At 58.5% G+C, this 26,035-nt stretch carries 26 protein-coding genes and 1 tRNA gene; 8 read left to right on the top strand and 19 right to left on the bottom strand.

Going from position 1 to position 26,035, the window contains the following annotated elements; all coding sequences use genetic code 11:
• Positions 1 to 2: 2 nt before the first annotated feature.
• From RCH91_RS10460 to RCH91_RS10415, 10 genes are all read right to left on the bottom strand, one after another.
• Positions 3 to 704 (bottom strand): carbonic anhydrase, encoded by a 702-nt coding sequence (locus RCH91_RS10460; RefSeq protein WP_306534844.1) that lies wholly within the window; start codon positions 702 to 704, stop codon positions 3 to 5.
• 85 nt (positions 705 to 789) lie between these two features.
• Positions 790 to 1,080: a mercury methylation ferredoxin HgcB gene (gene hgcB / locus RCH91_RS10455; protein ID WP_306534843.1), complete on the bottom strand. Its 291-nt coding sequence runs from the start codon at positions 1,078 to 1,080 to the stop codon at positions 790 to 792.
• 21 nt (positions 1,081 to 1,101) lie between these two features.
• On the bottom strand, positions 1,102 to 2,178 hold the full coding sequence (gene hgcA / locus RCH91_RS10450) for a mercury methylation corrinoid protein HgcA (RefSeq protein ID WP_373694383.1): 1,077 nt from the start codon (positions 2,176 to 2,178) through the stop codon (positions 1,102 to 1,104).
• Between the two features lie 93 nt (positions 2,179 to 2,271).
• Positions 2,272 to 3,165: an ATP-binding protein gene (locus RCH91_RS10445; RefSeq protein ID WP_306534842.1), complete on the bottom strand. Its 894-nt coding sequence runs from the start codon at positions 3,163 to 3,165 to the stop codon at positions 2,272 to 2,274.
• A complete protein-coding gene (locus RCH91_RS10440) occupies positions 3,165 to 3,962 on the bottom strand; it encodes a M48 family metallopeptidase (protein WP_306534840.1) in 798 nt (265 codons plus the stop codon). Before RCH91_RS10440 ends, RCH91_RS10445 begins: the two co-directional genes overlap by 1 nt.
• A gap of 17 nt (positions 3,963 to 3,979) precedes the next feature.
• Positions 3,980 to 4,504 carry a hypothetical protein gene (locus tag RCH91_RS10435; protein WP_306534838.1) on the bottom strand — a complete coding sequence of 175 codons (525 nt, stop codon included), beginning with the start codon at positions 4,502 to 4,504 and terminating at the stop codon, positions 3,980 to 3,982.
• A 27-nt stretch (positions 4,505 to 4,531) separates the two neighbouring features.
• The gene (gene opp4C, locus RCH91_RS10430; protein ID WP_306534836.1) at positions 4,532 to 5,386 is read right to left on the bottom strand and encodes an oligopeptide ABC transporter permease; all 855 of its coding nucleotides are present in this window, start codon (positions 5,384 to 5,386) and stop codon (positions 4,532 to 4,534) included.
• A gap of 2 nt (positions 5,387 to 5,388) precedes the next feature.
• The gene (locus RCH91_RS10425; protein WP_306534835.1) at positions 5,389 to 6,369 is read right to left on the bottom strand and encodes an ABC transporter permease; all 981 of its coding nucleotides are present in this window, start codon (positions 6,367 to 6,369) and stop codon (positions 5,389 to 5,391) included.
• Between the two features lie 16 nt (positions 6,370 to 6,385).
• Positions 6,386 to 8,002, bottom strand: a complete 1,617-nt coding sequence (locus RCH91_RS10420) for a peptide-binding protein (protein WP_306534833.1) — start codon at positions 8,000 to 8,002, stop codon at positions 6,386 to 6,388.
• Positions 7,999 to 9,720, bottom strand: coding sequence for a tetratricopeptide repeat protein (locus tag RCH91_RS10415; RefSeq protein ID WP_306534831.1), 1,722 nt, complete (start codon positions 9,718 to 9,720; stop codon positions 7,999 to 8,001). The genes RCH91_RS10420 and RCH91_RS10415 overlap by 4 nt, the downstream gene beginning before the upstream one ends.
• Before the next feature lie 298 nt (positions 9,721 to 10,018).
• Between RCH91_RS10415 and RCH91_RS10410 the strand changes: the two genes are divergently transcribed.
• The 5 genes from RCH91_RS10410 (at position 10,019) to RCH91_RS10390 (ending at position 15,992) form a co-directional block, all read left to right on the top strand.
• Positions 10,019 to 11,590: an AAA family ATPase gene (locus RCH91_RS10410; RefSeq protein ID WP_306534829.1), complete on the top strand. Its 1,572-nt coding sequence runs from the start codon at positions 10,019 to 10,021 to the stop codon at positions 11,588 to 11,590.
• Complete coding sequence (locus RCH91_RS10405; protein ID WP_306534827.1) at positions 11,590 to 11,844, top strand: hypothetical protein; 255 nt, start codon at positions 11,590 to 11,592, stop codon at positions 11,842 to 11,844. The genes RCH91_RS10410 and RCH91_RS10405 overlap by 1 nt, the downstream gene beginning before the upstream one ends.
• Positions 11,841 to 15,092, top strand: a complete 3,252-nt coding sequence (locus RCH91_RS10400) for a SpoIIE family protein phosphatase (RefSeq protein ID WP_306534825.1) — start codon at positions 11,841 to 11,843, stop codon at positions 15,090 to 15,092. Before RCH91_RS10405 ends, RCH91_RS10400 begins: the two co-directional genes overlap by 4 nt.
• 118 nt (positions 15,093 to 15,210) lie before the next feature.
• Complete coding sequence (locus tag RCH91_RS10395; protein WP_306534823.1) at positions 15,211 to 15,546, top strand: STAS domain-containing protein; 336 nt, start codon at positions 15,211 to 15,213, stop codon at positions 15,544 to 15,546.
• A gap of 11 nt (positions 15,547 to 15,557) precedes the next feature.
• On the top strand, positions 15,558 to 15,992 hold the full coding sequence (locus tag RCH91_RS10390) for an ATP-binding protein (protein WP_306534821.1): 435 nt from the start codon (positions 15,558 to 15,560) through the stop codon (positions 15,990 to 15,992).
• 6 nt (positions 15,993 to 15,998) lie between these two features.
• Here RCH91_RS10390 and lgt read toward each other — a convergent pair whose 3' ends face one another.
• The 7 genes from lgt to RCH91_RS10355 form a co-directional block, all read right to left on the bottom strand.
• Positions 15,999 to 16,784, bottom strand: a complete 786-nt coding sequence (gene lgt, locus RCH91_RS10385) for a prolipoprotein diacylglyceryl transferase (protein WP_306534819.1) — start codon at positions 16,782 to 16,784, stop codon at positions 15,999 to 16,001.
• Positions 16,785 to 17,386: 602 nt separating this feature from the next.
• Positions 17,387 to 17,926 carry a DUF4124 domain-containing protein gene (locus RCH91_RS10380; protein WP_306534817.1) on the bottom strand — a complete coding sequence of 180 codons (540 nt, stop codon included), beginning with the start codon at positions 17,924 to 17,926 and terminating at the stop codon, positions 17,387 to 17,389.
• Between the two features lie 54 nt (positions 17,927 to 17,980).
• On the bottom strand, positions 17,981 to 18,325 hold the full coding sequence (locus RCH91_RS10375) for a histidine triad nucleotide-binding protein (protein WP_306534815.1): 345 nt from the start codon (positions 18,323 to 18,325) through the stop codon (positions 17,981 to 17,983).
• Entirely contained in the window at positions 18,303 to 20,474 is a 2,172-nt protein-coding gene (locus RCH91_RS10370) for an ATP-binding protein (RefSeq protein WP_306534813.1), read from the bottom strand. The genes RCH91_RS10375 and RCH91_RS10370 overlap by 23 nt, the downstream gene beginning before the upstream one ends.
• Complete coding sequence (locus tag RCH91_RS10365) at positions 20,474 to 21,604, bottom strand: DNA repair exonuclease (RefSeq protein WP_306534811.1); 1,131 nt, start codon at positions 21,602 to 21,604, stop codon at positions 20,474 to 20,476. Before RCH91_RS10365 ends, RCH91_RS10370 begins: the two co-directional genes overlap by 1 nt.
• Positions 21,601 to 22,365 (bottom strand): TlyA family RNA methyltransferase, encoded by a 765-nt coding sequence (locus RCH91_RS10360; RefSeq protein ID WP_306534809.1) that lies wholly within the window; start codon positions 22,363 to 22,365, stop codon positions 21,601 to 21,603. The genes RCH91_RS10365 and RCH91_RS10360 overlap by 4 nt, the downstream gene beginning before the upstream one ends.
• Before the next feature lie 11 nt (positions 22,366 to 22,376).
• On the bottom strand, positions 22,377 to 22,805 hold the full coding sequence (locus tag RCH91_RS10355) for a helix-turn-helix transcriptional regulator (protein WP_306534807.1): 429 nt from the start codon (positions 22,803 to 22,805) through the stop codon (positions 22,377 to 22,379).
• A 233-nt stretch (positions 22,806 to 23,038) separates the two neighbouring features.
• On the opposite strand from RCH91_RS10355, the gene RCH91_RS10350 reads away from it, so the two are divergent.
• From RCH91_RS10350 to RCH91_RS10340, 3 genes are all read left to right on the top strand, one after another.
• Positions 23,039 to 23,464 (top strand): response regulator, encoded by a 426-nt coding sequence (locus RCH91_RS10350; RefSeq protein ID WP_306534805.1) that lies wholly within the window; start codon positions 23,039 to 23,041, stop codon positions 23,462 to 23,464.
• 79 nt (positions 23,465 to 23,543) lie between these two features.
• Positions 23,544 to 23,630: transfer RNA gene (locus tag RCH91_RS10345), tRNA-Leu, on the top strand.
• 37 nt (positions 23,631 to 23,667) lie between these two features.
• Positions 23,668 to 25,083, top strand: coding sequence for a site-specific integrase (locus tag RCH91_RS10340; RefSeq protein WP_306534803.1), 1,416 nt, complete (start codon positions 23,668 to 23,670; stop codon positions 25,081 to 25,083).
• Here RCH91_RS10340 and RCH91_RS10335 read toward each other — a convergent pair.
• Together RCH91_RS10335 and RCH91_RS10330 are read right to left on the bottom strand one after the other, a co-directional pair.
• On the bottom strand, positions 25,080 to 25,529 hold the full coding sequence (locus tag RCH91_RS10335) for a hypothetical protein (RefSeq protein WP_306534801.1): 450 nt from the start codon (positions 25,527 to 25,529) through the stop codon (positions 25,080 to 25,082). The two genes, RCH91_RS10340 and RCH91_RS10335, sit on opposite strands and share 4 nt — an antisense overlap.
• Before the next feature lie 108 nt (positions 25,530 to 25,637).
• Complete coding sequence (locus tag RCH91_RS10330) at positions 25,638 to 25,910, bottom strand: zincin-like metallopeptidase domain-containing protein (protein WP_306534799.1); 273 nt, start codon at positions 25,908 to 25,910, stop codon at positions 25,638 to 25,640.
• Between the last annotated feature and the right edge of the window lie 125 nt (positions 25,911 to 26,035).

Here is a 26,035-nt window from a genome sequence, read left to right as displayed (position 1 = left end):
CGCTACTTCTTGCCCTCGAAGAGGGTTACCTTGCCGTCGTCCAGGTCGTACTTTGCAGTCACGATCTTGATCTTGCCTTCCTTCACGAGCTTGGCGATGACGGGCGACTTCTTGGTGATATTGGCCGCAACCATCTGAACGTTGGCGTCGGAGGCAGCTTCGACAATCTCTGCCTTGGGCTTGCCCTTCATTTCCTTCTGGGCCTTCTGGGCAGCCGGGGCGATGGTTTTGACGATGGAGCCGATGTTCCCGTGGGCTTTCCCTTTGGCATCGACGGTTGCAGTCACGGCGCCGCACCGCTCATGACCAAGGACCATAATGAGGGGAGAACCGATGTGCTCGGCGGCATACTCGATGCTCCCGAGGACAACGGGATCGGGGATGTTGCCGGCAACCCGCACGACAAAGAGTTCGCCCATTGCCTTGTCGAAAACGATCTCGGGGGGAACCCGTGAATCGGAGCAGGAGAGAATGATGGCGTAGGGTTTCTGCCCCTTTGCCAGCCCTTCGCGCTTGGCCGTGTCGCTCTCGCGGCAGGCGCCCATCTGCCCTTCCACGTAGTGCTTGTTTCCGTCCATGAGGCGCTGGAGCGCTTCATCGGCGCTGACGCCCACGCCTCCCCCAGAAGCAAACGCCACCGCTGCCGATGCGGCAACAGCCACACCGATGATGAGTCGTGCAACCCTTCTTCCCGTCTCGTTCATGCGCAAACCCTCCACTGGCTTGAATTTTTGAAATATTTAATTATCACCATCCAAGCAGCAAGTCAATGCTCAATAGATGAGTGATTCAGCAGCAGCCACCGCCTCCGGTTCTTCTCCCGCTGATGCCTGCGAGCCACTCATTAATCAACCCCGATGCGCACCCGACCCCCGAATCGACTCCAATGGCATCCACGGGGCAGTTGACGGCGCAGGCGCCGCATTCCATGCAGGCATCGAAATTTCTTATCTCCGCCTTGGCGCCTTGCAGAGTGAACACTCCATGGGGACAGACAGCCATGCACATGCCGCAGCCGATGCAGGCTTCACGGTTGAGTTCGAGGGTGGCCACATTGGAGAGATGGGCAAATCCTTTCACGTACATCAGCTCCCTGCGGGCTTAGGCGAGACGTCCCGCGATCCAGAGAAAAATGCCGACGAGCAGTGACACCGCCATCACTGGCAATGCAAGCCGCATCTCCTTCTTCACCCCCGAGCGGGATGTGAAGGGAGTGCTGCCGGTGAAATTTAGGGTCAGGAAGGAAGAAACAGCCGTCACGGCAAGAAAGAGTGCCGCAGCGTCAAGCCACCCCGTTGTCCCCCACCCCGCCCAGACGAGCAGAGCAGCCCAGCACCCGCCTGCCACCGCCCCCTTCACCGCAAAGCTCCTGCCCGGAAGCCAGGGAAGAAGCACCGGCGCGGCAACAGCGCCGACCAGGACAGTCCCGGCGCAGAGAACCACGGGATGCACAAGGGTTGAGAACGAAAAGCCTCCCCCCGAGAAGGCCGACAGCACCGCAAAAAGCACCATGACCGGCACGGCCCACCTCCCGGCAGCCACCAGTTCGATGGGGGTTAGAATGAGCCGTTCTCGCGCAGTGAAAGTGAGCTGGCGCATGGCAGGCGTGGTTACCATGCCGTTGTCGAGGTATTCGGGGAGGTCGGCGGCGCGGATCGTGGCGTAGCGCACACTGAATCCGGTCCGCCGGGCAACCAGGTGGGCGGCCACGCCGGGGGCGCCGAGGATGGGGAGGATGAGAGTCCGGTGCTTCACTACCGTGGCGAGCTCCGTCTTTTTCAACCGCCGGACGATCTCGTCGGTGCCGAAGGTCCCCTTGCCGGCGGCGCACCAGACATTGATCCCGAAGGTTTCGAGGACGAGGAGCCAGGCGCTGCGCCCCGAAAGCTCTCGCCTGACCAGATCGTAGCTCATCTTGTAGTTGGCGGTCACCACCACGGGGTCTTCGGGGCCGGGGAAGCCGACGGCGTAGAGCCCTGGCGGCACCAGATACGACATCCGCCCGATACCCCACCGGGCCTTCCAGGCGCCGAGCCGGTCGGTAAGCCGAAGGTCAGTCGAGACGATCGGCACCCGACCGGCAGGAGTTTCGTGCCAGCGGATGAAGCCGGGGACATTTTCATCGATGATCCCGCTGACCGCGGGAGTCTTGGGGCCTCAGCACGGCTCCTTGGTCAGGTCGGGCCCCGGTGAGCCCGGGCGAACCCCTCCCCTCCCCGGCTTTGCCGCCGTGGCGCTGCGCACCGTGTAAGCCATCTTCTGCTTCTCCATCTAGCGCAAACCGTCCAGCAGGGTCACCCGCAACCGCCCCGTCAGGTCATCAACAAACTGCCGCGCAGACCTGCCGGAGCGGCTCCCCTTGAAGAGCGCCCATTGCAGCGCCTCTCGCCTGAGGGCCTCTCCGTCCATGGGCAGGGCGAACTTCTCGGCATACCGCACAACGATGGCAAGGTAGGTGGCCTGATCGAAGGAATAAAAACTCAGGTTGAGGCCGAAGCGGTCGGCCAGGGAGAGCTTTTCCGATACCGCCTCCTCGGGATGAATCTCTCCCCCCAGGTTGTCCTCCATCCGCTCCGGGAGGAGGTGACGACGGTTGGAGGTGGCATAGAAGAGGATATTGGCAGGCCGGTCCTCAATCCCCCCCTCCAGGAGAGCCTTGAGTTCACGGTATCCCCCTTCCCCTTCGCCGAAGGAGAGGTCGTCGCAGAAGAGGATGAAACGCTGGGGCATCTTTCTGAGGGGTCCGATGATGGCCGGCAGGGTGAAGAGATCGTCCCGAAGCACCTCCACGAGACGGAGCCCCTCCCCGGAAAAGCGCCGGAGAAGCCCCTTCACGCAGGTGGACTTTCCGGTCCCCCTCTCTCCCCAGAGAAGGACGTTGTTGGCCGGATACCCTGCCACGAACTGCCCGGTGTTGCGGACCAGTTCATCGCGGACAAGGTCGATCCCCACCAGATCCTTCAGGTCGGGAAGGTGGGGATGCTCCACCGGCAAGAACGCGCCTCCCTCTCCGGCCCGCCGCCAGCGGAAAGCGAGGTGGCGCTCGAAGAGCTGACCGTCGGGCGGAGGCGGGGGGACATGGCCGTCCAGAAGCAGGTCGAAGCGGTCCAGAAGGTGGTCGAGCTTGCCGGCTAACCGATCCCAGCGTTCGTCCCGGCCGTTCATCACTTGAGGCGAGCCTTGATCTTCTGCAGTTCGGTATTGTCCACCAAAGGATAGCTGCGGTGGGGAAGCTTGCCGATTTCCGCCTGCACCCGCTGGATACGTTCCGACGTGAGGGGGTGGGAGGAGAAGAACTTGGCAAGTGAGCCTGAGTCCTGCTTGCCCATGGCATCGAGTTTCTGGAAGAAGGAGACCATCCCCTGGGGGTTGTAGCCGGCCTTGGACATGGTTTCCACCCCGAGGAAATCGGCCTGGTTCTCGTACTCTCGACTGTAGGACATCATGCCCGCCTTGCCGAAGAGCTCACCGGCCAACTGGGTCAGCACATTGGAGTTTTGTCCCAGAACCAGGGAGAGAACCATGGAATAGCCATACTGCTGGGTCATCTGGCGGGTGCCGTGCCGGGCCACCGCATGGCTGATCTCGTGGGCCATGACCGCCGCCACTTCCGTCTCGCTCTGGGCCGCCTTGAGAAGACCCGTGTGGACATAGAGCCGACCGCCGGGAATGGCAAAGGCGTTGACACTGTCATCCTTCACCACCTTGAAGACGTAGTCGAAGCTCACCTCCCGGGCTCCGGTCAGGAGCCGACGGCCCAGCCGGTCGATGTACTTCTGGGCCTCGGCGTCGTTGTAGACCGGATACTGCTTTTCGATCTCCACCGCGAACTTGTTGCCGAGCTCCTTCTCCTGCTCGATGGAGATGACGTTGAAACCGTGGATGTCCGCCATGTTGACGGCACAGCCGGACAGCATTCCGATGACGATTAGGGGCAGCAACAGCAGTCGTGCGAATCTCATGGTTCTCCTCCCTGATCTCAGTCCTGTTTCAGTGAACATTCACGTTCCCATGCAAGGTAACCATCACCCTCGATTTCCCAGAAGCTCCTGATGCGGCCTTCGTAGTAAGCCCCCTCGCCGCATTCCTGTTCCATGGCGGCGGAAAAATCCCCGCCGATGAGTCCCTGGTCGTGGAGGAAACGGTAGAAGGAACGCACTCCGCGAAGATGTCCGGCAAGCTCCTCCAGGTCGGGTTCGATGGTGTTGACGATGTACCAGTTGCCGGCGAACTGCCGGACGATCCCGGGCCGCTCGTCGAAGAGGCTGCGATGCTTGTAGCCGACGAGAAAATCGCGCACGTAGTAATCGGCGCCGCTGGCCAGGATGGTTGCCTCCTGGGGGGCCATTCCCCCCTCCAGAAGCGAATTGTAGAATCGCCGAAGGAGCGAGCGGCAGAGGCCGTCGGCCCTGATCTCGTCATCGACGGTCACAATGGCGAACTCGTCCTTGTTGACGACGGGTTCATCCCCCTGCTCCCGTGCGTGTTGATTGTTGTCTAACATTGGTAACCTCGGTAAACTCCAGGTATTTCAGCGGTTCAGCCGTGGGTCAAGGGCATCGCGGATCCCCTCCCCCAGCAGGTTGTAGGCAAGGACCGTCACCAGGATTGCGAGGCCGGGGAAAAGGGAAAGCCACCACCCGAATTCGATGTAGTCTTTGCCCGACGTGAGGATGTTTCCCCAGCTGGGCGTGGGGGGCTGCACCCCGATGCCGAGAAATGACAGGGCCGACTCGGTGAGGATCGCCCCGGCCACCCCGAGGGTTGCAGAGACGAGCACCGGCGACAGGGCGTTGGGAAGGATATGGCGGAAGATGATCCGCGCATCCGACGCACCCAGGGCCCGGGCCGCCAGGATGAAGTCCCGCTCCCGCAGCGACAGCACCTCGGCCCGCACGAGCCGCGCCACCCCCATCCAGCCGGTGAGGCCGATAATCGTCATGATATACCAGATGGACGGCTCCAGCATGGCGATCACCGCCAGGATCAGGAAGAAGGTGGGGAAACAGAGCATGATGTCCACGAACCGCATGATGACGGTATCGACGATGCCTCCGTAGAAGCCCGAGACGAGGCCCAGCACCACCCCGATCGCCACGGCGATCCCCACCGAGACGAACCCCACCTTGAGCGAGATCCGCGCCCCGTAGATCACCCGGGTAAAGACGTCGCGCCCCAGCTCGTCGGTGCCGAACCAGTGGTCCGCCGAAGGGGGCAGAAGCACGTGGTAGGCGTCAATGGCATGGGGATCCCAGGGGGTGATGAGGGGGGCGAGGAGCGACACCCCGAAGAGGAGCAGCACGACGCACCCGCCGGCAACGGCAAAACGGTTGCCCCTGAACCGCTTCCAGAAAACCGTATGGAACCAGCTCTCCCGAAAGGCCATCGCTACCCCCTCCCGTGCCTGATGCGGGGATCGGCCACAGCGTAACAGAGGTCGGCCAGGAGATTGCCGATGAGCGTGAGGAATGCGCCGATCACCAGGATTCCCATGACAAGTGGATAGTCCCTGGCCATGACCCCCTGGAAAAAGAGTTGCCCCATGCCGGGGATGGCGAAGATGGTCTCGAAGATGACGCTCCCACCGATGAGGCCGGGGAGCGAGAAGCCGAGGAGCGTGATGACCGGCAGCAGCGCATTGCGCAGGGCGTGCCGGTAGATGACCGCCCGCTCCGTGAGCCCCTTGGCCCGGGCCGTGGTGATGTAGTCCTGGCGGATCACCTCCAGCATATTGGAGCGCATGTAGCGGGAGAGCCCCGCAAGGCTCCCGAAAGTGGCCACGGCAACGGGAAGGATCAGATGTTTTATCAGGTCCGCAAACCGGGCCAGCGGGGGAAGAGCCTCGCTGCCAAGGGAATGGAGGCCCGAGATGGGGAGCCAGCCCAGCTTCACGCCGAAGAAGTACATGAGGAGCAGCGCCAGCCAGAAGGTCGGCACCGCAAAGCCGAGAAAGACAAAGAGGGTTATCCCCTTGTCGTAGAGGGTGTCCCGGTGGGTGGCGGCGAAGATGCCGATGGGAATAGCCAGGCCGAATTCCAGTATCAGGGCGATGATGTTGAGGGAGATGGTAACCGGAATCCGCTCCTTGATCTTGTCGGTCACCGGCCGGTTGTCGGGAGAGAAGGAGCGGCCGAAGTCGAGGGTCGCCACCTGCTTGAGCCAGGTGGCGTACTGGACGTGGAGCGGCTTGTCGAGGCCGTAGAACTCCCGAAGCCGCTGCCGGGTCTCGGCGGAGATCTTGGGACTCATGGCGGTCATGGCCTCCACCGGCTCCCCGGGGGCCAGGCGGATCACCACAAAGGAGATGAGGGTAATCCCCAGCAACAGCGGAACCATCATGATGAAACGTTTTGCCAGATAATTGATCATAGGGTTAGGGACGGCGTTAGTGTATCTGCTCTTCCTTGGGAACGTACCACCGGATGACGTTGTGCATGATCCCGGCCGGCGCCGGCTCGATCCCACGGAAGCGGGCATTCACCGCCGGCAGTGCATCGGGAACAAAGAGAAACGTATAGGGCTGCTCCTGGGTCAGTATCTCCTGGATACGCCAGTAGCAGCGCTGGCGTTTTTCCTGGTCGAAAGTCCGGCGACCCTCTTCGATGAGCCGGTCCACCTCGGCGTTCCTGAACCCGATGAAGTTGAGCTCCTTGGGCCCAGTCTTGCTGGAATGCCACACGTCGAAGATGTCCGGATCCTGGGGGATGGTCCACCCCATGATGAGGGCGTCGAAGTTCCGCTTGTCAATGAAGTTGGTGAGCAGCGACGCCCACTCCAGGACTCGGATCTTCACGTCGATCCCCACCTTGGCGAGACGGCGCTGGATGATCTGGGCGGTCTTGAGCCGCTGGTCGTTCCCCTGGTTGGTGAGGATGGTGAAGCTGAAAGGCTTGCCGTCCTTCATCAGCATACCATCGGGACCGGTCTCGCGCCACCCCGCCTCGGCCAGCAGGGCCTTTGCCCGGGCCGGATCGTAGCCGAAATCCTTTACCCCCGGATTGTTCGCCCAGGTTCCCGGCTTGAAGGGGCCGTGGGCCACCTGCCCCAGCCCCAGGAGCACCCCGTGGATGATCTCGTCCTTGCTGATGGCGCAGGCGATGGCCTGGCGGACCCGCTTGTCGGCGAAGAGGGGGTTGCTGAGGTTGTATCCCAGATAGGTGTACGCCGAGGCCGGATAGCGGAACTTGTTGAAGCGGGCACGGAACTCGGGCGTATCGGTCTGCCGTGCGTACTGGACCGGCGTGAGCCCCATCATGTCGAGACCGCCGGCCTTCAGCTCCAGGTACATGGTGGAGGTATCGGGGATGATCCGGTAGACGTAGCGATCGATGTAGGGCTTTCCCTCAAAGTAGTCCGGGAACGCCTCAAGGACGAGCTTCTGCCCCGCGACCCACTCCTTGAAGCGGTAGGGGCCGGTCCCCACGGGATGACGGGAGAGCTCGCTCTTGGTGATGTCCTTCCCCTCCAGGAGATGGGCCGGAAGTATCCCCACACCCCACGAAGCAAGGGCCGGGGCAAAGGGCTTGCCGTAAGTGACGCGGAAAGTGTACCGGTCCGGGGCTTCGGCGGTCTTCACCTGCTTGAAGTCTTCGGCATAGGCGGTGGGGGTCTTGGGGTCGATGGTGACGCGGTAGGTGTAAAGCGCGTCGCGGGAGGTGAACTCGGTGCCGTCGTGCCACTTCACCCCCCGGCGCAGGGTGAAGGTGATGGTGAGGCCGTCAGGGGAGACGCGCCACGACTCCGCCAGGTCCCCAACCAACTCCAGATTCTTGTCGTACTTCAGAAGTCCGTTGAAGACGTTGCCCGCCACATCATGAGACGAGGAATCGGAGGCAAGGAGCGGGATCAGGTTGGACGGCTCGCCGATGGTGCCGACCACCAGGGCGTCACCGTGGGCAGGCGCCCCGGCTCCCCTCCGCGGAAGGTCTGCGGGAGGAGTGCCGCCGCTGCACGAAACAAGGGTAAACAGCGCTGCGAGACAGCAGAACAGCCGTGCCGTCATTTTTCCAGGCTCTCCGCCCTGACCTTTCTCTTCTTTTCGAAGATATCCTTGCGGCCCGGATCGGCATCGAGGATCTTCTTGTAAAGCTGAAGGGCCTTGCGGTACTCGCGGTTGGCGGCATAGGCGTCGGCCAGATGCTCCATGATGGTAGGGTCATCCTCCACGACCCTAAGCGACCGCTCCAGGAGCGGCACCGCCTCGTCGTAGCGCTTCATCTTGAAATAGACCCATCCAAGGCTGTCGAGAATGAAGCCGTCGTCGGGACGAAGCTCCACCGCCTTCTTGAGGTACTGAAGGGCCTCATCCAGCTTGATTCCCATCTCGGCGTAGGTGTAGCCCAGATAATTGAGGGCCTGGGCATCGTCGGGCGCGATGGTGATGACCCGCTTCATCCGGGCGATGGACTCCTCCTTGTTCCCCATCTTGTCGAGGATGGTCCCCATCCGGAAGTGGAGTCGCGGGTCGCCGGCAAACGTACCCTCTACCTCCTTGAGAACGGCGAGCCCTTCGGGAAACTTATCCATGGATTCGTACAGTCCGGCCAGATAGAGGTAGAGGTCCAGCTGGTCGGGATGGGCGGCAATGGCCGCCTTCAGGATCTCGATCCCCTTCTCGGGTCTTTCCTGGTCCCGGTGAATGAAGGCGATGTGTCCCAAGGCCTCTATGTAATTGGCGGTTCCTGCCGGTATCTTGCCAAACTCCTCAATTGCCTTGTCGAACTCTTCCTTGTCCTCGTAGGCGCTAGCGATATAGAAGCGTACCTGGTGGGCATTGGGCTCCCGGGCAAGGATCTGTTCGAATTCGGCAATCGCCTCGTCGTAGCGCTCCAGCTCCAGGTAGATGAGCCCGATCTTGCGCTGGGTTTCGATCCCGCCGACACCCCGTTCCTTCATCCCCTGCAGAAGAGGCAGGGCATCCTCCAGCCGCTGCTGCTGGAGGTAGAGCTGCGCCAGGTGCTGGAGCACGTTCATGTTGAAAGGATTTGTCTCCAGCAGTTGTTTGTAAGTGGCGATGGCATCCTCATGGAGACCGAGCCCCTCCTGGGAAATCCCCAGGTCGATCATTGCCTGCTCGAAGTCGGGCTTGAGCTCGATGGCCTTTTTGTAGTAATTGGCAGCCTCCTTCTGGAGCTTCATCTGGTCGTAGGTCTTCCCCAGGTAGTAGTAGCCCAGTGACGATTCAGGATTGATCTTTACCAGGGACTTGAGGGTGTTAACCGCCTGCTCGTAATCGAAGACCCGAACGTAGGAGACGGCCAGATGGAGATAGGCATCCTCCTTGGTCGGATCGAGCTCGATGGCCTTGCTGAGATGCCCGATGGCATCCTTGTCGCGCTTGAGTGTGGCCAGGATGGTTCCCGCCATGACCCGCGCCGGTCGGAAGCCGGGATCGATGCGGATAGCATTTTCGCAGGCCCGCAGCGCATCGTCGAGCTTGGCGGTTTTCAGGTAGATCTCAGCGGCCGCGGTATGGAGAAACGCAGAGTTGGGATCAGCCTCAATGGCGCCGTTCAGGAGCGTGAGAGCCCCCTCCATATCCCCCTCGATCTCGCGCAGCCGCGACAGCGAATAGATGTAGAGGGCCCTCGATCCGGCGATATCTACGGTGGGACGAAATGAGTGCTCGTTGGCAGGGACCGGCTTTCCCACGCTGTTTGTGGCGCACCCCGGGAGAAAGGAGAGAGTCAGGAAAAATGCGGCGACAATACGTTTCTTCATGCAGTTACCTGTGCCTGCGTTTGCCAGAAGCGGAAAAAGACGCTTTGACGCCGCGCAACTCTCCGTTGTTCCGAATGTAATAGAAGTGAATAGATGCTTCAGGGTGGAAAGTGGATGCAAGGGGCTCGGCTTTCCGTCGTAATTGAATGGCCTCTTCAGGGGAAATCAGCGCCCGAAACTCCTCAAGAAAGCTAGCACAATTACCCTGACCCGTCAAATGATTATAAGGGAGCGAAACCCTTGCGCAGACCGGCGTTTATGGTACTGTTTATGGTATATTTCGCCCTGTGGGAACGGCATGGAACAGCGATTCGTACGGTCACTCCTGAAGCCTTCGGTCTACCCGGACCCCACCGTGTCCGTGGAGCTCGTCCAGACCCATGTCTCCTATATTTTTCTGACCGATCGCTTCGCCTACAAGATTAAAAAACCGGTGAACTTTGGGTTCCTCAACTTCTCGACCCTCGACCGGCGCCGCTTCTACTGCAACGAAGAGGTCCGCCTCAACCGCCGCCTCTGCCCCGACATCTACCTGGACGTGGTGGAAGTACGGGAAACGCCCGGCGGGGCAGGATTTTCAGGCGACGGGAGGATCATCGACTACGCAGTCAAGATGAAGCGGCTCCCGGCGGAACGGATGCTCGACCGGCTTCTGAAGCTGGGGAAAGTTTCCGTGGATGAAATCCGAGCCATCGCCAGGGTAATCGGCAAGTTCCATCGCCGTGCCGAGCGGAGCGACGAGATCGACCGCTACGGCGAAATCGAAACCATTCGCACCAACTGGGAGGAAAACTTTCAACAGACCCGTCAGTTCGCGGGCGACACCCTGAGCGGCCGGGATCTTCGGTTCATCGAAGGGTGGGTCGACCGCTTTATCAGGGACAATGCCGAAACCTTTGCCCGGCGTGTCGCCGGCGGCTTCATCCGCGACTGCGACGGCGACATCCACATGGAGAACATCTGCCTGAACGATGACGGCGGCATCTGCATCTTCGACTGCATCGAGTTCAACACCCGCTTTCGCTACGGCGATACCGCCGCCGACATCGCCTTCCTCCTTATGGATTTCGACGTGAACCGCAGAGGGGGTTTCTGTGGGCCATTCATTGAGGAGTACGTACAGACAACCGGTGACGACAGCATCACGGAGGTGCTGGATTTCTACAAGGTCTACCGGGCCTACATCAGGGGAAAGGTCGAGAGCATGCGGCTCCTCGATCCGCAGATCCCCCTGGCGGACAAGGAGGCGGCCAGGGAGCGGGCCCGACGCTACTTCCGCCTTGCCCGGGGGTACATCGCCCGCCGGACTCTCCCGCCATCGCTCATTCTGACCTGCGGCCTCACCGGAACCGGCAAGAGTTTCGTGGCACGGGAACTGGCCTTTGACCTGGGACTGGAAATCGTCAGCTCCGATGTGGTAAGAAAGGAGCTGGCCGGACTTTTGCCCACTGAGCACCGCAGGGACCGGTACGGTGAAGGAATCTACGCAATCACTGTCACCGCCCGCACCTACGACACTCTGCTCGAACGGGCCGAAACCGCACTGGCAGCCGGTCAAAGCATCATCGTCGATGCCACCTTCCGCAGCCGCACTGACCGCGATATCTTCCGGCAGATGGCCGTACGCCATGCCGCCCGTTTCCACCTGATCCACGCCAACTGCCCGGAAGGGACCGCACGGCAGCGCCTGGAAATCAGGAAAAACCAGACCAACGAACCCTCGGACGGGCGGTGGGAGATTTATCTTCGCCAGAAAGAGGAGTTCCACTTCCCAACCGACGACGAAGCCGGCCTCATGAGAATCGATACGTCCAAACCGGTTGCGGAACTGCTCGACACGCTCCTCGGCACCATGGAGATACTGCCGTGATGAAAAAATTCCGAGTCGCCCTGCTTAAGCGCCTGAAACTGCGGGAATCGTGGGTGATCTTCTTCATGCTCGGCCTCGTCATGATGAACTATCCGTTCCTCGAGATTTTCAACAAATCGAACCGGATATTCGCCATCCCCCAACTCTACCTCTATTTCGTGGGTGGTTGGGCGATTTCAATCGGTGTCATCTACCTCTTCACCAGGGCCATCGACCAGCCTGAAGACGAGCACGACGAAGGAGATCATCGTTGATCCTCAGTATTGAACTGGTGGTCGGTGTATCGCTTCTCTACATCGTCCTGCTCTTCGCGGTGGCCTACTATGCCAATAGGAAGCGGGAAGAGGGAAAGAGCATCATCTCGAACCCCTACGTCTACGCGCTCTCCATCGCCGTGTACCACACGTCGTGGACCTTCTACGGCAGCGTCGGCAAGGCGGCCACCACCGGCCTCGACTTTCTTCTCGTCTACCTCGGCCCTACCCTCATGGCCTTCACCTGGTGGTTTCTCCTGCGCAAGATCGTCCGGATCAGCAAAGAGAACAACATCACTTCCATCGCCGACTTCATCAGCTCCCGCTACGGCAAGTCCCAGTGGCTCGGCGCCGTCATCACCGTCATCGCCATCTTCGGGGTGATGCCGTACATTGCCCTGCAGCTCAAGGCGGTTTCGAGCACCTTCGACATTATCTGCGGCTATCCCTACATCCAGCTCCCTCTCCTCCACAAAAACTACCCCCTCTCGCTGCACACCAATTTCTTCGCGGCCCTCATCCTGAGCGTCTTCAGCATGATCTTCGGCGCCCGGCGGCTGGTTGCCACGGAGCGCCGCCACGAGGGGCTCGTGGCCGCCGTTGCGGTGGAGTCGGTCGTGAAACTGGTCTCCTTCCTCGCCGTGGGAATCTATGTCACCTACGGCCTCTTCGGCGGGTTTGGCGACATCTTCGCCCGCATCGACGCCCAGGGGGAACTCCTCAACCACCTGACCACTCTCGGAGGTCCCGGAGAAACCACCTACGCCCAGTGGTTGACAACTCTCTACCTCTCCATGGGAGCCATCATGCTCCTCCCCCGCCAGTTCCACGTGATGGTCATCGAGAACAGCGACGAGAATCACATCAAAAAGGCCATGTGGCTCCTGCCGGCCTACATGTTTCTCATCAATCTCTTTGTCGTCCCCATCGCCCTCGGGGGCATCCTCCAGACCGGCGGCGCCCGCGGCGCCGATTTCTTCGTTCTCTCCCTCCCGCTCCAGAGCGGCCATTCATGGCTGGCGCTGCTGGCATTCCTCGGCGGCTTCTCGGCCTCAGCCGGCATGGTGATGGTGGAGTCGGTTGCCATCTCCACCATGTTCGTCACCTACCTTCTCATGCCGATCGTGGTCCGGCTGAACCCGCGCCCCTGGTTCCCGGCCATGCTCATCAACCTGAAGCGCCTCTGCATCGCCCTGATAATCTCCCTCGGCTTCCTTTACCAGACGGTGGTGGGCGAAACCTTCATGCTCGTGAACATGGGGCTCATTTCCTTTGCCGCGGTGGCCCAGTTCGGTCCGGCCCTCGTGGGGGGACTCTACTGGCGCCGGGGTAACAAGGTAGGTGCCCTGACCGGCATCGTCCTCGGCTTCTGCCTCTGGTTCTACACTCTGCTCCTCCCCTCCTTCATCATGTCGGGATGGTTCTCAAGAGCAATTCTCGACGAGGGGCCCTTCGGCATCGCCCTGCTCAAGCCGACGGAACTCTTCGGCCTTGCCGGCTTCGACATCTGGTCCCATGCCCTCTTCTGGAGCATACTCTTCAACGTGGGGGGATACCTGGCTCTTTCCATCCTTTTACCTCAAAGTGACAAGGAACGGGACCAAGTGCGGAAGTTCGTCGACGTCTTCACCAAGGAGCGAAACGGTGTCCCCTGGGAAACCAAGCGGATGTCGAAACCGGTCACGATCATGCAGTTCGTGAACCTCATGTCGAAATTCATCGGTGATAAGCAGGCAAACTCGGCCATTGCCGACTACATGGGAAACCGCGAGATCACAGCCCAAGGGGGAGTGTCGGAGTTCGAACTGCCGAAGTTGAAGCGCTTCACCGAGAAGACCCTTGCCGGGTCGGTGGGGGCGGCCGCCGCCGGGGCCATCGTGGAGAGCTACCTCTCGGATCTGGGATCAAGGATGGAGCCAGTTTACGACATCTTCAGCACGGTCCAGGCGTCGCTGGCCGAAAGCCGCGAGGCCCTCTACGTGCGCCTCAAGGCGTCGGAGCTCATGAACCGGACCCTCGACCTCCAGATCATCATGGATGATCTCCTGGCCCTTGTCCTCAAGGAGTTCAAGCTCGATCTGGCGGTCATCAGGCTCATCGACGAACAGGAAATCCTGAGGGTAAGGAGCTACCGGGGCAAGGGAATCGCCGGAATCATCGGCAAGGACTGGGAACCCGAGAGCGAAACCTACATCGGCGAGGCATTCCAGGCCAATCGGATCCAGTTCGTCAACGACACCCAGTACATCACCAAACAGGTCTCCCGCGAACTGATGGTACGGGAAGGGATCAAGTCCTTTGCCCACATCCCCATCGCCCGCAAGGGAGAGCCCCCCCTCGGGGTTCTGTCGGTCTTCTCCAAGAACATTGTCGGCCTCTTCAACGAACCGTTCCTGGACCTGCTGGAGAGCCTGGCGGGGCAGTTGGCTCAGGCTGTCCGAATCGTAAAGGAGATGGACGCAAAGGAACGGGAGCGGGAGGAGAAGGAACGCGTACTTCTGGAGAGCGCCCGGGTGGTGAAGGAGATGGAGATCGCCAAGCAGATCCAGCTTTCGCTCCTCCCCTCCAGCCCTCCCATCATCCGGGAAATGGAGATCGCGGGCCGGTGCAAACCGGCAACCCATGTGGGTGGGGACTACTACGACTTTTTCCTGCACGGCACAAAAAACATCGACATAGTCATCGCCGACGTCTCGGGGCACAGCGTGGGGGCAGCCCTCATCATGGCTGAGACCAGGAGCGTACTCCGGGCCCAGACCCGCTCCGACAAGACCGCGGGTGCGATCCTCGCGACCCTCAATGAACTTCTCCACGATGATCTCTCCGCCGCCGAGCTCTTCATCACCATGTTCTACGTCCGCTACGACGCCGAACATCGCATCCTCGCCTACGCCAATGCCGGCCACAACCCGCCTCTCATCTTCCGCGAGGGGCAGCTGGCCTGCGTGGAGTTGGATGCCGAGGGCCTCATCCTTGGCGTCAAGCGTGACGTCCTGTTCGAGGAAAAGATGATACTCCTCCAGCACGGGGACGTGGTGCTCCTCTACACCGACGGCATCACCGAAGCCCAGAACCCCTTGGGCGACTTCTTCGGTACGGGACGCCTCTGCGACATCCTCACCAACCACAATGATCGGAAGGCGGAGGAGATTATCGAGGCCATCCTCGCAGAGGTGGAGAAGTTCAGTGCCACGTCGGTCATCAACGACGACATCTCCATGGTCGTCTTCAAGGTGCTCCCGCCCTGACGGTTAATGAATGAAAATGCGAGCGGAGCGTAACCTTTTGGTGTAAAATATAAGAAGTGAAACGGCACATAATGACGGTTATTTCTTTCCGGGAAGACCTGAAATCAAGGAGTGGACCATGAATCTCAAAACGGAAGAAAAGAATGAAATCCTGATCATCTTCGTGAAGGAGGAGCGGCTCGACGCCCACAATTCCAATGATCTGAAGGGAAAAATGCAGGAACTCTTCGAAGTGGGAAAGAAGAATATCCTTGTCGATCTTACCGATGTCCGCTTCATCGACAGTTCGGGGCTTGGTGCCCTGGTTTCCGGTTTCAAGAATGCCATATCCCACCAGGGGAGTCTCAAGCTTTCGAGCCTGCAGCCCCAGGTCAAATCCATGTTCGAGCTGACCCGTCTTCACCGGGTCTTCGAGATATTCGGCTCAACGGCGGAAGCGCTTGAAAACTTCTAGGGGTGTGAGGGATGGACAAGAACGAGATCGAAGTTGACATCAAGGTGCCGAACCAGACCCGCTACCTGAGCCTTATCGGGAGGATCGGCGAGGACATCGCCAAGGAACTTGACCGCTTCGACGGCGACAGGGACTTGCTCGCATACCACATAAACCTGGTCCTCACCGAGGCAATGGTGAACGCCATCAAGCACGCCAACGCCAACGACCCGGACAAGATGGTCCACGTCTACATCAACATCACGGACCAGGACCTTCTCATCAGGGTTTTCGACGACGGCCAGGGGTTCAACATCAACAGTATCCCCCCGCCCGACTTCGACCATCTCGAAGATCGCGGCAGGGGGATTTTTATCATCAAACAGTTGATGGATACAGTGAGATACGAGAAGATAAACGGCGGGAATATGCTGGAGATGACCAAGTGCCTGCGCTGCTGCGCGTAAAATAAGTTACTCTGATTTTTTCCCTTTCCGCGTGATGACAAGGACCATTGTCAAACCGAGAAGGAACATCGGAAAACTGAGCAACTGCCCCATGGAAAACGGGCCAAGCAGGAGTCCCAATTGAGGGTCGGGCTCCCGGAAAAACTCGACAAAGAAACGGAACAGCCCGTAGAAGGCGATGAAAGTCCAGAATACCACCCCGCCAGGGCGCTCCCTCCTCCCCACGGCCATCAGGATCGCGAACAGCACCGGTCCCTCTAAAATAGCCTCGTAGAGTTGCGACGGATGCCGCGGCATCTCTCCTCCATCCCGAAAGATCACCCCCCACGGCATATCGGTGACACGCCCGTAGAGTTCTCCGTTTATGAAGTTGCCGAGCCTTCCCAGGCCGATCCCCACCGGGGCGGTGAGCACGCAGAGGTCTGCCAGGGTAAAGAACCCGACCCCTTTTTTTCGCGCCACAAAGAATCCAGCCAGCACAACGCCGATGAGCCCCCCGTGGAACGACATCCCCCCTTCCCAGACGGCGAAAACCTTCAGGGGATGGGCCAGATAGTAGGAAGCATTGTAAAAGAGCACGTAGCCCAACCGCCCGCCAAGAATGACCCCGACCGCCAGGCTGAAGATCACATCCGCCACATCATCCGCTGTAAGGGGGAGAGCGCGCTGCCGGACCCTCCTGAGAACAATGAAATAGGCAGCCATAAACCCCAGTATATACATCAGACCGTACCACCGAAACTCCAGGGGGCCGATACGGAAGAATACCGGATCGATGTGCGGAAACTGCATGGGTGCTCCTCTCTGGGCGAAATCGTCCTACCCTAGCAATAATACCGCATGGTGTCAATCAACGCCCCCTGTCACTGGACTTGTGCAGCAGGGGGCATATAGAGGAAAATTTTTACACCCCTGTTGACAGAATCCATGATGGCGTTACAATGATATCAAAAGGATATGTTCTTTGACATTTGCTCTGGGAATCAGGTAACAACCGGTTGAGGGACCTGACGGTTAACCCACGACACCAATACGGGTTCAGGCGCGGTGAGCAGGCCCGCAGTGAGGGGAAGCCTGAAGTGCCTTCCCGACAAAAAGTTTACCAATGGTCAGAGGGTCCAGCGGTTATACGGTTATCCCGGAGCAACATTACTAATTGACGCCCAGGGAATGGCGCAATAAGCGTACGTCTCATCCGTCAGGCGCGTAACAACCGCCCCCAAAAGGGGAAACGGCCGCGAAAGATCAGGCCCGACGGTCATAAAAGAGCGTCCTGCTTGGCTTCACGACCGTTTCTACCGACGAATACGAGAAAGCATCCCCGCTGGACGTCAATTACAAGAAAAGCCCGGGGTATCATCCTCCGGGCTTTTCTTTATTCAAATTCTCTCACGCTACTTCCTCACGTCGAGCGGTACGCCAGCCCTCTGGGCACTCTCTTCGAGGGCGTTCAGCTTGCCGTTCAGGCCTATCAACGTATCCTCAAGCCTCTTCGCTTCCCGTTGGACGCCCAGATACTCGCCACGACTCATGGTGCCGGGGTTAGCCATCCGGGTCCGGCGCGCGGCAAGCTCTGCCTCGCTGGCCTTTATTTCACTTCTCATCTCCTTGAATTCGGCTCTCCAGGCATCCTCGTCCTTGCCACCGTAAACAGTCTTCGTTTTTTCTTGTTTTGGGGCCGGCGTCTTATCGACATCCTTCTGCCCAGCTTCCAGCTTTTTCTCCTGTCCTACGGGCTCGACAACCGTTTCGGTTACCTCCGCCGGCGTAGGCCCTCCATCAACAATAACCGTCACCTTCTTGCGATACTTTGCCGGAACCTTGCCGAGGTCTTCGGTGTAGTTGACCGTTCCCCGCCCGTCCACCCACTTGTAAATGTCGGCGTGGGCCGTCACAGCCAGAGCCAGGAACAGCACTGTGCATAAATAGCGCATTATTGGTTTCCTCCCGCGTGTCACCTTGATTCTGAGAAGCCGACTGCAATCCCCCTACCCCGGCGGCCACCCGAGATGCCGTCCCGCCAGAAGATGGAAATGGATGTGGAACACCGACTGACCGGCGTCGGCGTTCGTGTTCTGGACGATGCGGAAGCCCCGCTCGTCCACCCCACGCTCCCGGGCAATGGCTGCGGCCACCCGATAAACGCGGCCCACCAGGGCATCATCCTCAGCGGTAAGGTCAAGGGCATTCACGATGTGCTTCCGCGGTATGAGAAGAAGATGGTGCGGTGCAACCGGGTTGATGTCTTCAATGGCGACGAGGTCGTCGTCCTCGTAGACCTTCCTGGCGGGAATGACCCCTTCGATGATCTTACAGAAGATGCAGTTGTCCATCAGGTTTTCCTTTCGCGTCGATCCGGATCCGGTGCCAGAGGTCGGCCCCCTTGAGCCGGAGATAGCGTTCATCATGGACAAAGAGAATGACCTGGTGCCCGGAAGCGATGAGGTTAAGTGTCGTAAGAGCAGCGGTTTTCCGCTCGTCATCAAAATTTACCAAAGGGTCGTCGAGAAGGAAAGGCAATTTTCTCCCCCGGGAAAGGATGCCGCCCAGGGCGAGCCGCGAGGCGAGGTAGGCCTGATCCTGAACGCCGCAGCTGTAGGCTTCCGCCGGACGGAGTCCGCTGTCGGCGCCGATGGTGAGGTTGAAGCCGTCGTCGAGCCGGGCTTCCCGGTACCGCCCGGCGGTAAGATTGAAGAGCTTGCCGTTGATCTCGGTGGAGAGACGCGCCAGGTACGTGGCCCGGTATTCGTCGAGGGTCTCCCGCAGAAGCTCCACGGCGAGCCGCAGCGCACCGGTACGCCGCACGAGCCGTTCCTCCCGGGACTTGAGCTCCTCCCCTTCCTCGGCGATGGCCTCCAGGTCGAGTCCCCCCACGCGGAGCAGCGCCAACTCCTGCTCCTTGACGAGGGCGACCCGCTTCTTCTCGTTTACCTCCCCCGCAAGTCGCTGCATCTTTTCCTCGGCCGCAGCGAACTCCTCATGGGTCATAACCTGAAATCCCTTGCCGACCGTGCTCTCAACGGCTTCCCGAACCACGGCCAGTTCCCTGACAAGCTCCGCCCCCTGGGACTTGAGTTCGTCCAGGGGAGACAGAACCCGGAGGGCGCTCATCACCTGGTCATGCTCGTCCATGATCTCCTCGGCACGCTCCAACTCCCCAAGAATCCCCCGGGCGCTGGCCGGGTCGACATCACCCAGGTGCGCGGCAAGCGTCTTTTCGTGGCGAGCCGTCTCGTCCCGCAGCCGACCAATCTCGGCGGAGAGACCGTCGATCCTTCCCTGGCGGCGCGACGCCTCGGCGTTCCGAGCACTGCTCGATCTGGCGGCATAGAGCGCCACGGCCAGGGTTGCGACCACGGTAATGCCGGTAACCACATAGGCAGCCGCCGGCATGAGAAACCAGGCCGCCACCGCCACCCCCCAACAGACAAGGGGAGAGAGGAGCAGCGCAACAGAAACCGGCCGGCCGGCAACGGGCAACGCGTCTAGCCCGGCCATTTCCTCTTCCATCTGGTCCAACCGGTCGCTGGCAGTGCAGTAGGCCTCGATGATTTTGCCGAACCCATCGGGCAAACCGGCCACATCCCCAAGGGGGGCGAGCCGCGCCTCGATGGCTTCCTGCTGCGCCACCAGGGCCTCAACCTTCTCCCGCTCCGACTGGACGCGATCGAACTCCTTGCGGAGCGCAGCCTCCCGGACCGCAGACTCGTGGTATTTTTTCACCCGCTGGAGGTACTTTTCCCCCCTCTCCAGGTCAGCCTTACTTGCATCGATGAAGCCCCGCAGTTCCGCCAGCTCAGCTTCGATCTTCCCGACCTCCTCCAGTGTCCGGCTCGCCGCTCGCCACGCCTCGGCAAGCTCGGTCATCCGGGCGCGGACCTCCTCCAGTTCGCGATCCTTGGACCGCCCGCCGGGGCGTCTGGTCAACTCGAACAGCTCTCTTTCGAGACTCACCACCACCGCGTCGTAGTCCCTCTCGGCAAAACCCGAAAGGAGTTGCTTGATCCGGGTTGTGAGTGCCCCATCTCCATCAATCTTCAGGTCCCGCTGCCCCACGTAGACCGAATTGCGGAAGATGTCACCCTCGGCGAAGCCCCAGATATCTTCAATCTTCGCCAGGTACTCCTCCCGCTCGCTGCTGCGCCCCGCAGCCGAAACCTTTCCCTCGAAACGCCACAGGAGTTCCTCCCCCCGTCGCTCCACCGCCTGAACCCGATCGGTCAGAAAGTCGCGGGCGATGGTCATCTCCCGGCCGTCGTAGGCGAAACTCACCCGCGCCTCGCAGCGCTCTCCTCCGTCCCAGGGGACGAAGCGATCCCTCTCCTTGCGGAAACCGAAGATGGTTCCGGCGATGGCAGCCAGAATTGTCGATTTGCCCGCTTCATTCTTGCCATAGAGGAGGTTCATGCCCGGCCGGAGGGTGAATTCCGCCCCCCGGAAACGGCCAAAGGCGGGGAGCTGCACTGAGGTTATCCAGAGCATCAGTTCCCCCCTCCCCGGACGAATCGGCCCATGACAAGCTTGAGGGCCTCGCGGCAAAGCTCCCGTTCTGTCTCGGATTCCGCTTTCCCGAATCGCTCGTGAACCTTGCGGATAAAGAGCCCCCGGATCGAGTCTTCCCGCTCCATCCGCTTCACGTGGTCACTGTTGTAGAGATCGGTTTCGTCCACAAGCTCAAGCCAGGCGTACTTTCCCTGGAGCCGGCCGACCAGATTGGCCGTATCGAGGGGATCCTCAACCGTCCCGACAAGCCGAACGCGGGCAATCAGGTCAGAGGAGGCGAGTCGCGCCAACTCCCCCTCCAGGGCATCTGGCTCGGGGAAAAGGGAGGCGTCAACCACCCGCTCGTCCACGATCCGGGTCTGCACCGGGACCTTTTCAACCGTCGCAACACCCTCCCCCACCTCGACGATGAGGACGTGGCGCTCTCCGTTCTCACCGAACTTCTTCCCCTCGGGGGAGCCGGGATAGCAGGCAACGACCCGTCCCTGCTCCTCAAGGCATCCGACGCTGTGATAGTGGCCGAGTGCAACGTAGTCGAGCTCCAGGGCCGCCAGCTCCGCCACAGTGAAAGGAATGTCCTTCTTCCGCATCTCCCACTCGGGGCTCCCCTTGAGGGAACCGTGGAGCAGCCCCACGTGAAGCCCCCCGGCATCCCGACGGCGCATCGACTCCAAAGCCTCCCGGGAACGGTCAGAGCGAAAGGCGAACCCGTAGAAACTGACCGTCGTCCCCCTGATCTCCAGCGCAAGGGGCTCGGTCACCACGGGATCCTTCAGGATGTGGACGCCGGCAAAGGGATAGCGGTTGTAGACGCTCTCGGCAGACACCACGTTGTCGTGGGTGCCGGGGATGAGAATAACGCGGATGCCGCGCCCCACCAGACGCTCGAAGCCGTCCTGAACACGCCCCACGGTTTCAGCGTCAACCTGGGTGGCATCGAAGAGATCGCCGGCCACCAGGAGGCAGTCCACCTCGCGCTTGATGGCAAGGGTGATGATCCGGTCGAAGGTCTTGAGGAAATCCCGCCGGCGCTCCCAGGCCAAGTCCCCGAAGTTCTTGAGGGGGGCGCCCAGATGGAGGTCGGCGGTATGAAGGATGCGGATGGTCATGGTTTCCTGAGATGGATCAGAAATTCCCGGTTACCTTTCGGCCCGAGGATCGGCGATTCGGTCACTCCACACACCTCAAGCCCGAGCGACTCGGCCAGGGCAACGACGTTCGCCACCACGTCACGGTGCTTGTTCTCGTCCCGCACGACCCCCCCCTTCCCCACTTCCCCCTTCCCCACTTCAAACTGCGGCTTGATGAGGGCAACAACGGCGCCACCGTCGCGGACGAGGCGAAGCGTCGGCGGCAGCACTTTGTCGAGGGAGATGAACGAGGCGTCGATGACTGCCAGGTCAGGGGACTCGGCAAGGGCTTCCGGCTCCAGATAGCGGATATTGGTCTTTTCAAGATTCACTACCCGGCAGTCCTGGCGGAGCTTCCAGGCGAGCTGGCCATACCCCACGTCAACGGCGTAGACCTTACGGGCTCCCCGCTGGAGGAGGCAGTCGGTAAAACCGCCGGTGGAGGCTCCCACGTCGATGGCGACCATTTCCGCAACATCGAGCCCGAACTCGTCGAGGGCCCGGGCGAGCTTGAGACCCCCGCGACTCACGAAGGGGATATCCTCCCCCTTGAGGCGGATGTCCGCATCAGCCGAAACCTTGGTGCCCGCCTTGTCGGCCAAGTGGTCGTTCACCACAACCTGGCCGGCCATGATGAGGGCACGGGCGCGCTCCCGGGACTGGACAAGTCCCCGGTCCACCAGGAGCTTGTCGAGGCGCTCACGGCTTTTGGATTCGGTTGAGGAATGAAGGGTTGTCATGGGGGAGCGCTCTATGGCTTCTCGTAGGTGGGGCCATCCTCTGCAGCAAAAGGGAGGGCTTCGGAGGCAGCCTGATATCTTTTCCGGTCGAATTTGCGGTGGCGGTTCAGTGCTTTGACGATCTCCACCAGGAGGGGGATATCATCGGGGTGGAGCTGCCGCAGTTCCTTATGTAACTCCGACGACTTGCCGTCGGCGCCGGCTACACGAAGTCGGCCGATCTCTGCAGGCGCCTCATCCTGGAAAAAATGACAGACCGTCACCCCAAGCGCCTCGCTGAGTCCCATCAGGATTTTCAGGGACGGAAGCTGTTCTCCCCTCTCGATCTTCCCAATGTACGTATAGTCGAGACCACCGCTCACCCGGGCAGCCAGCTCCTTCTGTGTCAACCCCCGGTTACTTCTCAGCTTCTTCAGCGTTCGACCGATATCACTGTTCAACGACAACTCCCCACTATTTCCTGTGCCACGGGATATATTCCGGTGAATTACTGATCGGGCGCGGATTTATACGCCCCAATAGCCAATTTGGTATACCCCTTTCAGCACCCACGTGTCAACGCGATTCACAATATGACTATTTGTAGTATTTTACATTGACAATAATGTCTATTTGTCTTATTTATCGAATCCGCATAGCAGGAACAACAAACCCGTCAAAGGAGGCGTGCAGGATGGAAAAGGCCGGAGACGAGCCCCTAGCGGGCCCACACGGACGCATACTTGTGGTGGACGACGACCGTGACATTCTCTTCTTCGTAAAACTGGCGTTTGAAAATGAGGGGTTTGAGGTGACCTGCGCGGAAAGTGGCGAACAGGCGCTGGAACTGCTTGCGGAACGCCCATATTCTGTACTGCTCACCGACCAGAACATGCCGGGTATGAGTGGATTCGAACTGGCCAACCATGCCCGACGTCTTTGGCCGGAACTGACAATATTCATGGGTACCGGACACCTCTACCCCGGCATTACCGAACGGGCTGCAGCCGCCGGCATTCGTGAAGTATTCAGCAAACCCTTCGATTTCCAGCGGCTCTTCGACCTGCTCCGTGAAACATCTTCCCATACGCCCGCCGAGCAGAGCCGCGTAGAGAAGTGAAAATGACGCTCACGACGCATGAGACGTCAAAAAATTCTTGCAATCAATCAACGCCGATGCTATAGATTGAAGCCCTAACGCCGAAGTGGTGGAATTGGTAGACACGCAAGATTCAGGTTCTTGTGCGGGCAACCGTGTGCTGGTTCGAGTCCAGTCTTCGGCACCACAAGTTACAAATCCTTAAAATATTTGAGCTTTTAAGGGTGAGACAGAAAAAAGCCGCTTTTTGTACCACAAATTTTGTGGACAGAAAGCGGCTTTTTATGTTTCTTGCTAGGCGTATGAAGAATAGAAACGGAAAATTTCACTACCGGCGTCGGGTTCCCACAAAGTTCAGGGATGACGTGTTTTTTAGCTTGGTGGAGTTCACCACTACCCTGAACACCAAAAACCCGTCTGAGGCCCGGACCCTAAAATCATTTTATGACACCGAACTAGACAAGATCATCGTCGCTCTCCGGGTCGGTGCTCTGGACGCTGAAATGGCACGGCAAAAAGTCGATGCCCTCCTCTGCACCCAAAAATTCAAAGCATCCTCGTCTACAAACTCCCCTCCGGTTCCCGCTCCCTTTGCTGGCACTTCACCAAGTTCAAAACCCAGCAAGTCACTCGAACAACTCATAAAAGAATATGTTGCCGAAAAGTCGGTTAAATGGACCGAAAAAACCCAAATGGAGTACAGCGGGATTTTTGGGAAAATTGCTGACATGCTTGGCAGAAAAAAACCTGTAAACCATTTTACACGGCAGGACATCGTAAATTTCAGGACTAGTTTACGTGCGGAAAGATCGGTAAGCACCACCAATAAATACTTGACTACGTTATCGAGTCTTTTCAAGTACGGTGTCCAACTCGACTACATGCAAAAGAATTTTGCAGAAGGCTTGCATATAGAGGACGAACGGAAGGAAAGCGAACACCGTAGCATCTACTCGGATAACGAGCTTCAAACCCTCGTGGATCTCCTTTTGAGGAATAGAGAGGCATGGCATAGGGAAAGACAGCCAGAACGGTTCTGGGTTCCCCTCATTGCGCTGTTTTCGGGGATGCGGGTAGACGAGATTTGCCAACTTTACGTGATGGATATCAAATGGCTACCTGAAAAAATTTACTTTTTTGATGTAAATAACGAGCGGGATAAGAAGCTGAAAAACAAGGCCAGTAGGCGCTTTGTGCCGGTTCACCCTATCCTTGAGCGTTTGGGTTTCATAGAGTACGTGGGGGCAATTTACCGGCAAGCGAAAAGCAAGGAAGAGCGGGAAAGATTGCGGCTCTTCCCTGCCCTTGTGAAGCGGGAAAACGGATATTCACACGACTTTGTAAAGTGGTTCAGCAAGTTCAATAGGGAAAATGTGACTGAGGACCGGACGAAAACTTTTCACTCATTGAGGGCGAACGTGGCAACGGCTCTTGAAAATACCCATGCGAAAAGCACCTATATTTCAAGGCTCCTCGGACATAAGACAGGGACGATCACCGGGGATAGATATGTGAAGGATGTAGAAATCAGGACACTGTTTGAAATGGTGAACGATTTACATCTATATTATAAATTTAATGTCAACTGTCCAAATACCAAAACGGAGCATGAACGGTATTTGGAAGGACTGAAGGACTAGAATATACTATTACTAACATATCGCTCTAATTTAGTTATTGCTTCTCTTAATGTTAAATATTTGTAAACAAACGTCAATCCCAAAGCAATAAACATACCTCCAAATAATATACCTTCATCACGGTCAAAGGTAATTTTAATTCCAAGGCCAATTGATAACAATATTAATGATACAATTAATATAGTTTTACTATAGTTATAGTATCTTATATTTCTAGTTACATTATAATAAATTGCAGCTTCAACGACTCCATTTTTTTGTTTGCCAACTACAATTATATTGTCTCCGTCACTGATAATAGCTGGGTCATAAAAGTCAAATTTTATAGTTTTTCCGTTTATTTCCAAAATATATATGTGTGAAGTTGTGACAGATGAATCTTTCCCACCACCTGACAAACTGACTGTATTTTGAAGTATTTTCACTGTCCCTTGCACGAGTTCCATATCTGCCCCCAAAAGAGTATTTTAATGTTGATACCAAATATTTTTTCCAAGTCAAGATAATGATTCAATAAAATAGGGAGGTTAGGTTCTACCCCCTCCCCTCTCGATTTATGCCGCTTCCTTTATTTCTTCCGATTTCCTATTCAAGATGAAATCTGTTGCCTTTTGCGCCTGTGCTGCCGCCCAAATGACCATTCCCTTATTATCCTTCCCCTTCAGAGCCTTTAACCATCCTTGAATATATGCGGCGGAATTGTCGATGGTAGATTGAATGATTCCAGATTCACCGCAAAGGAAGGCAGAAGTCATTTCAGCAACAAGCTCCTCCTTACTGTATTCATGACTTCCGAAAAAGCTGGTTTCCGTTATAGTGGACCCCAATTTCAGGACAATAGTTTAAGATGGTGCCTGCGATAAAAAGGAGCAGGCAATGAGTGAACGGAAGCGCAAAAGCTTCACCAGTCAGTACAAGACGAAAGTTGCTCTTGAGGCGATCCGAGGCGTCA

It is taken from the genome of Geobacter sp. (assembly GCF_030834625.1).
In the GTDB taxonomy this organism is placed as follows: domain Bacteria; phylum Desulfobacterota; class Desulfuromonadia; order Geobacterales; family Geobacteraceae; genus Geobacter.
This window is presented reverse-complemented; position numbering and strand designations above follow the sequence as displayed.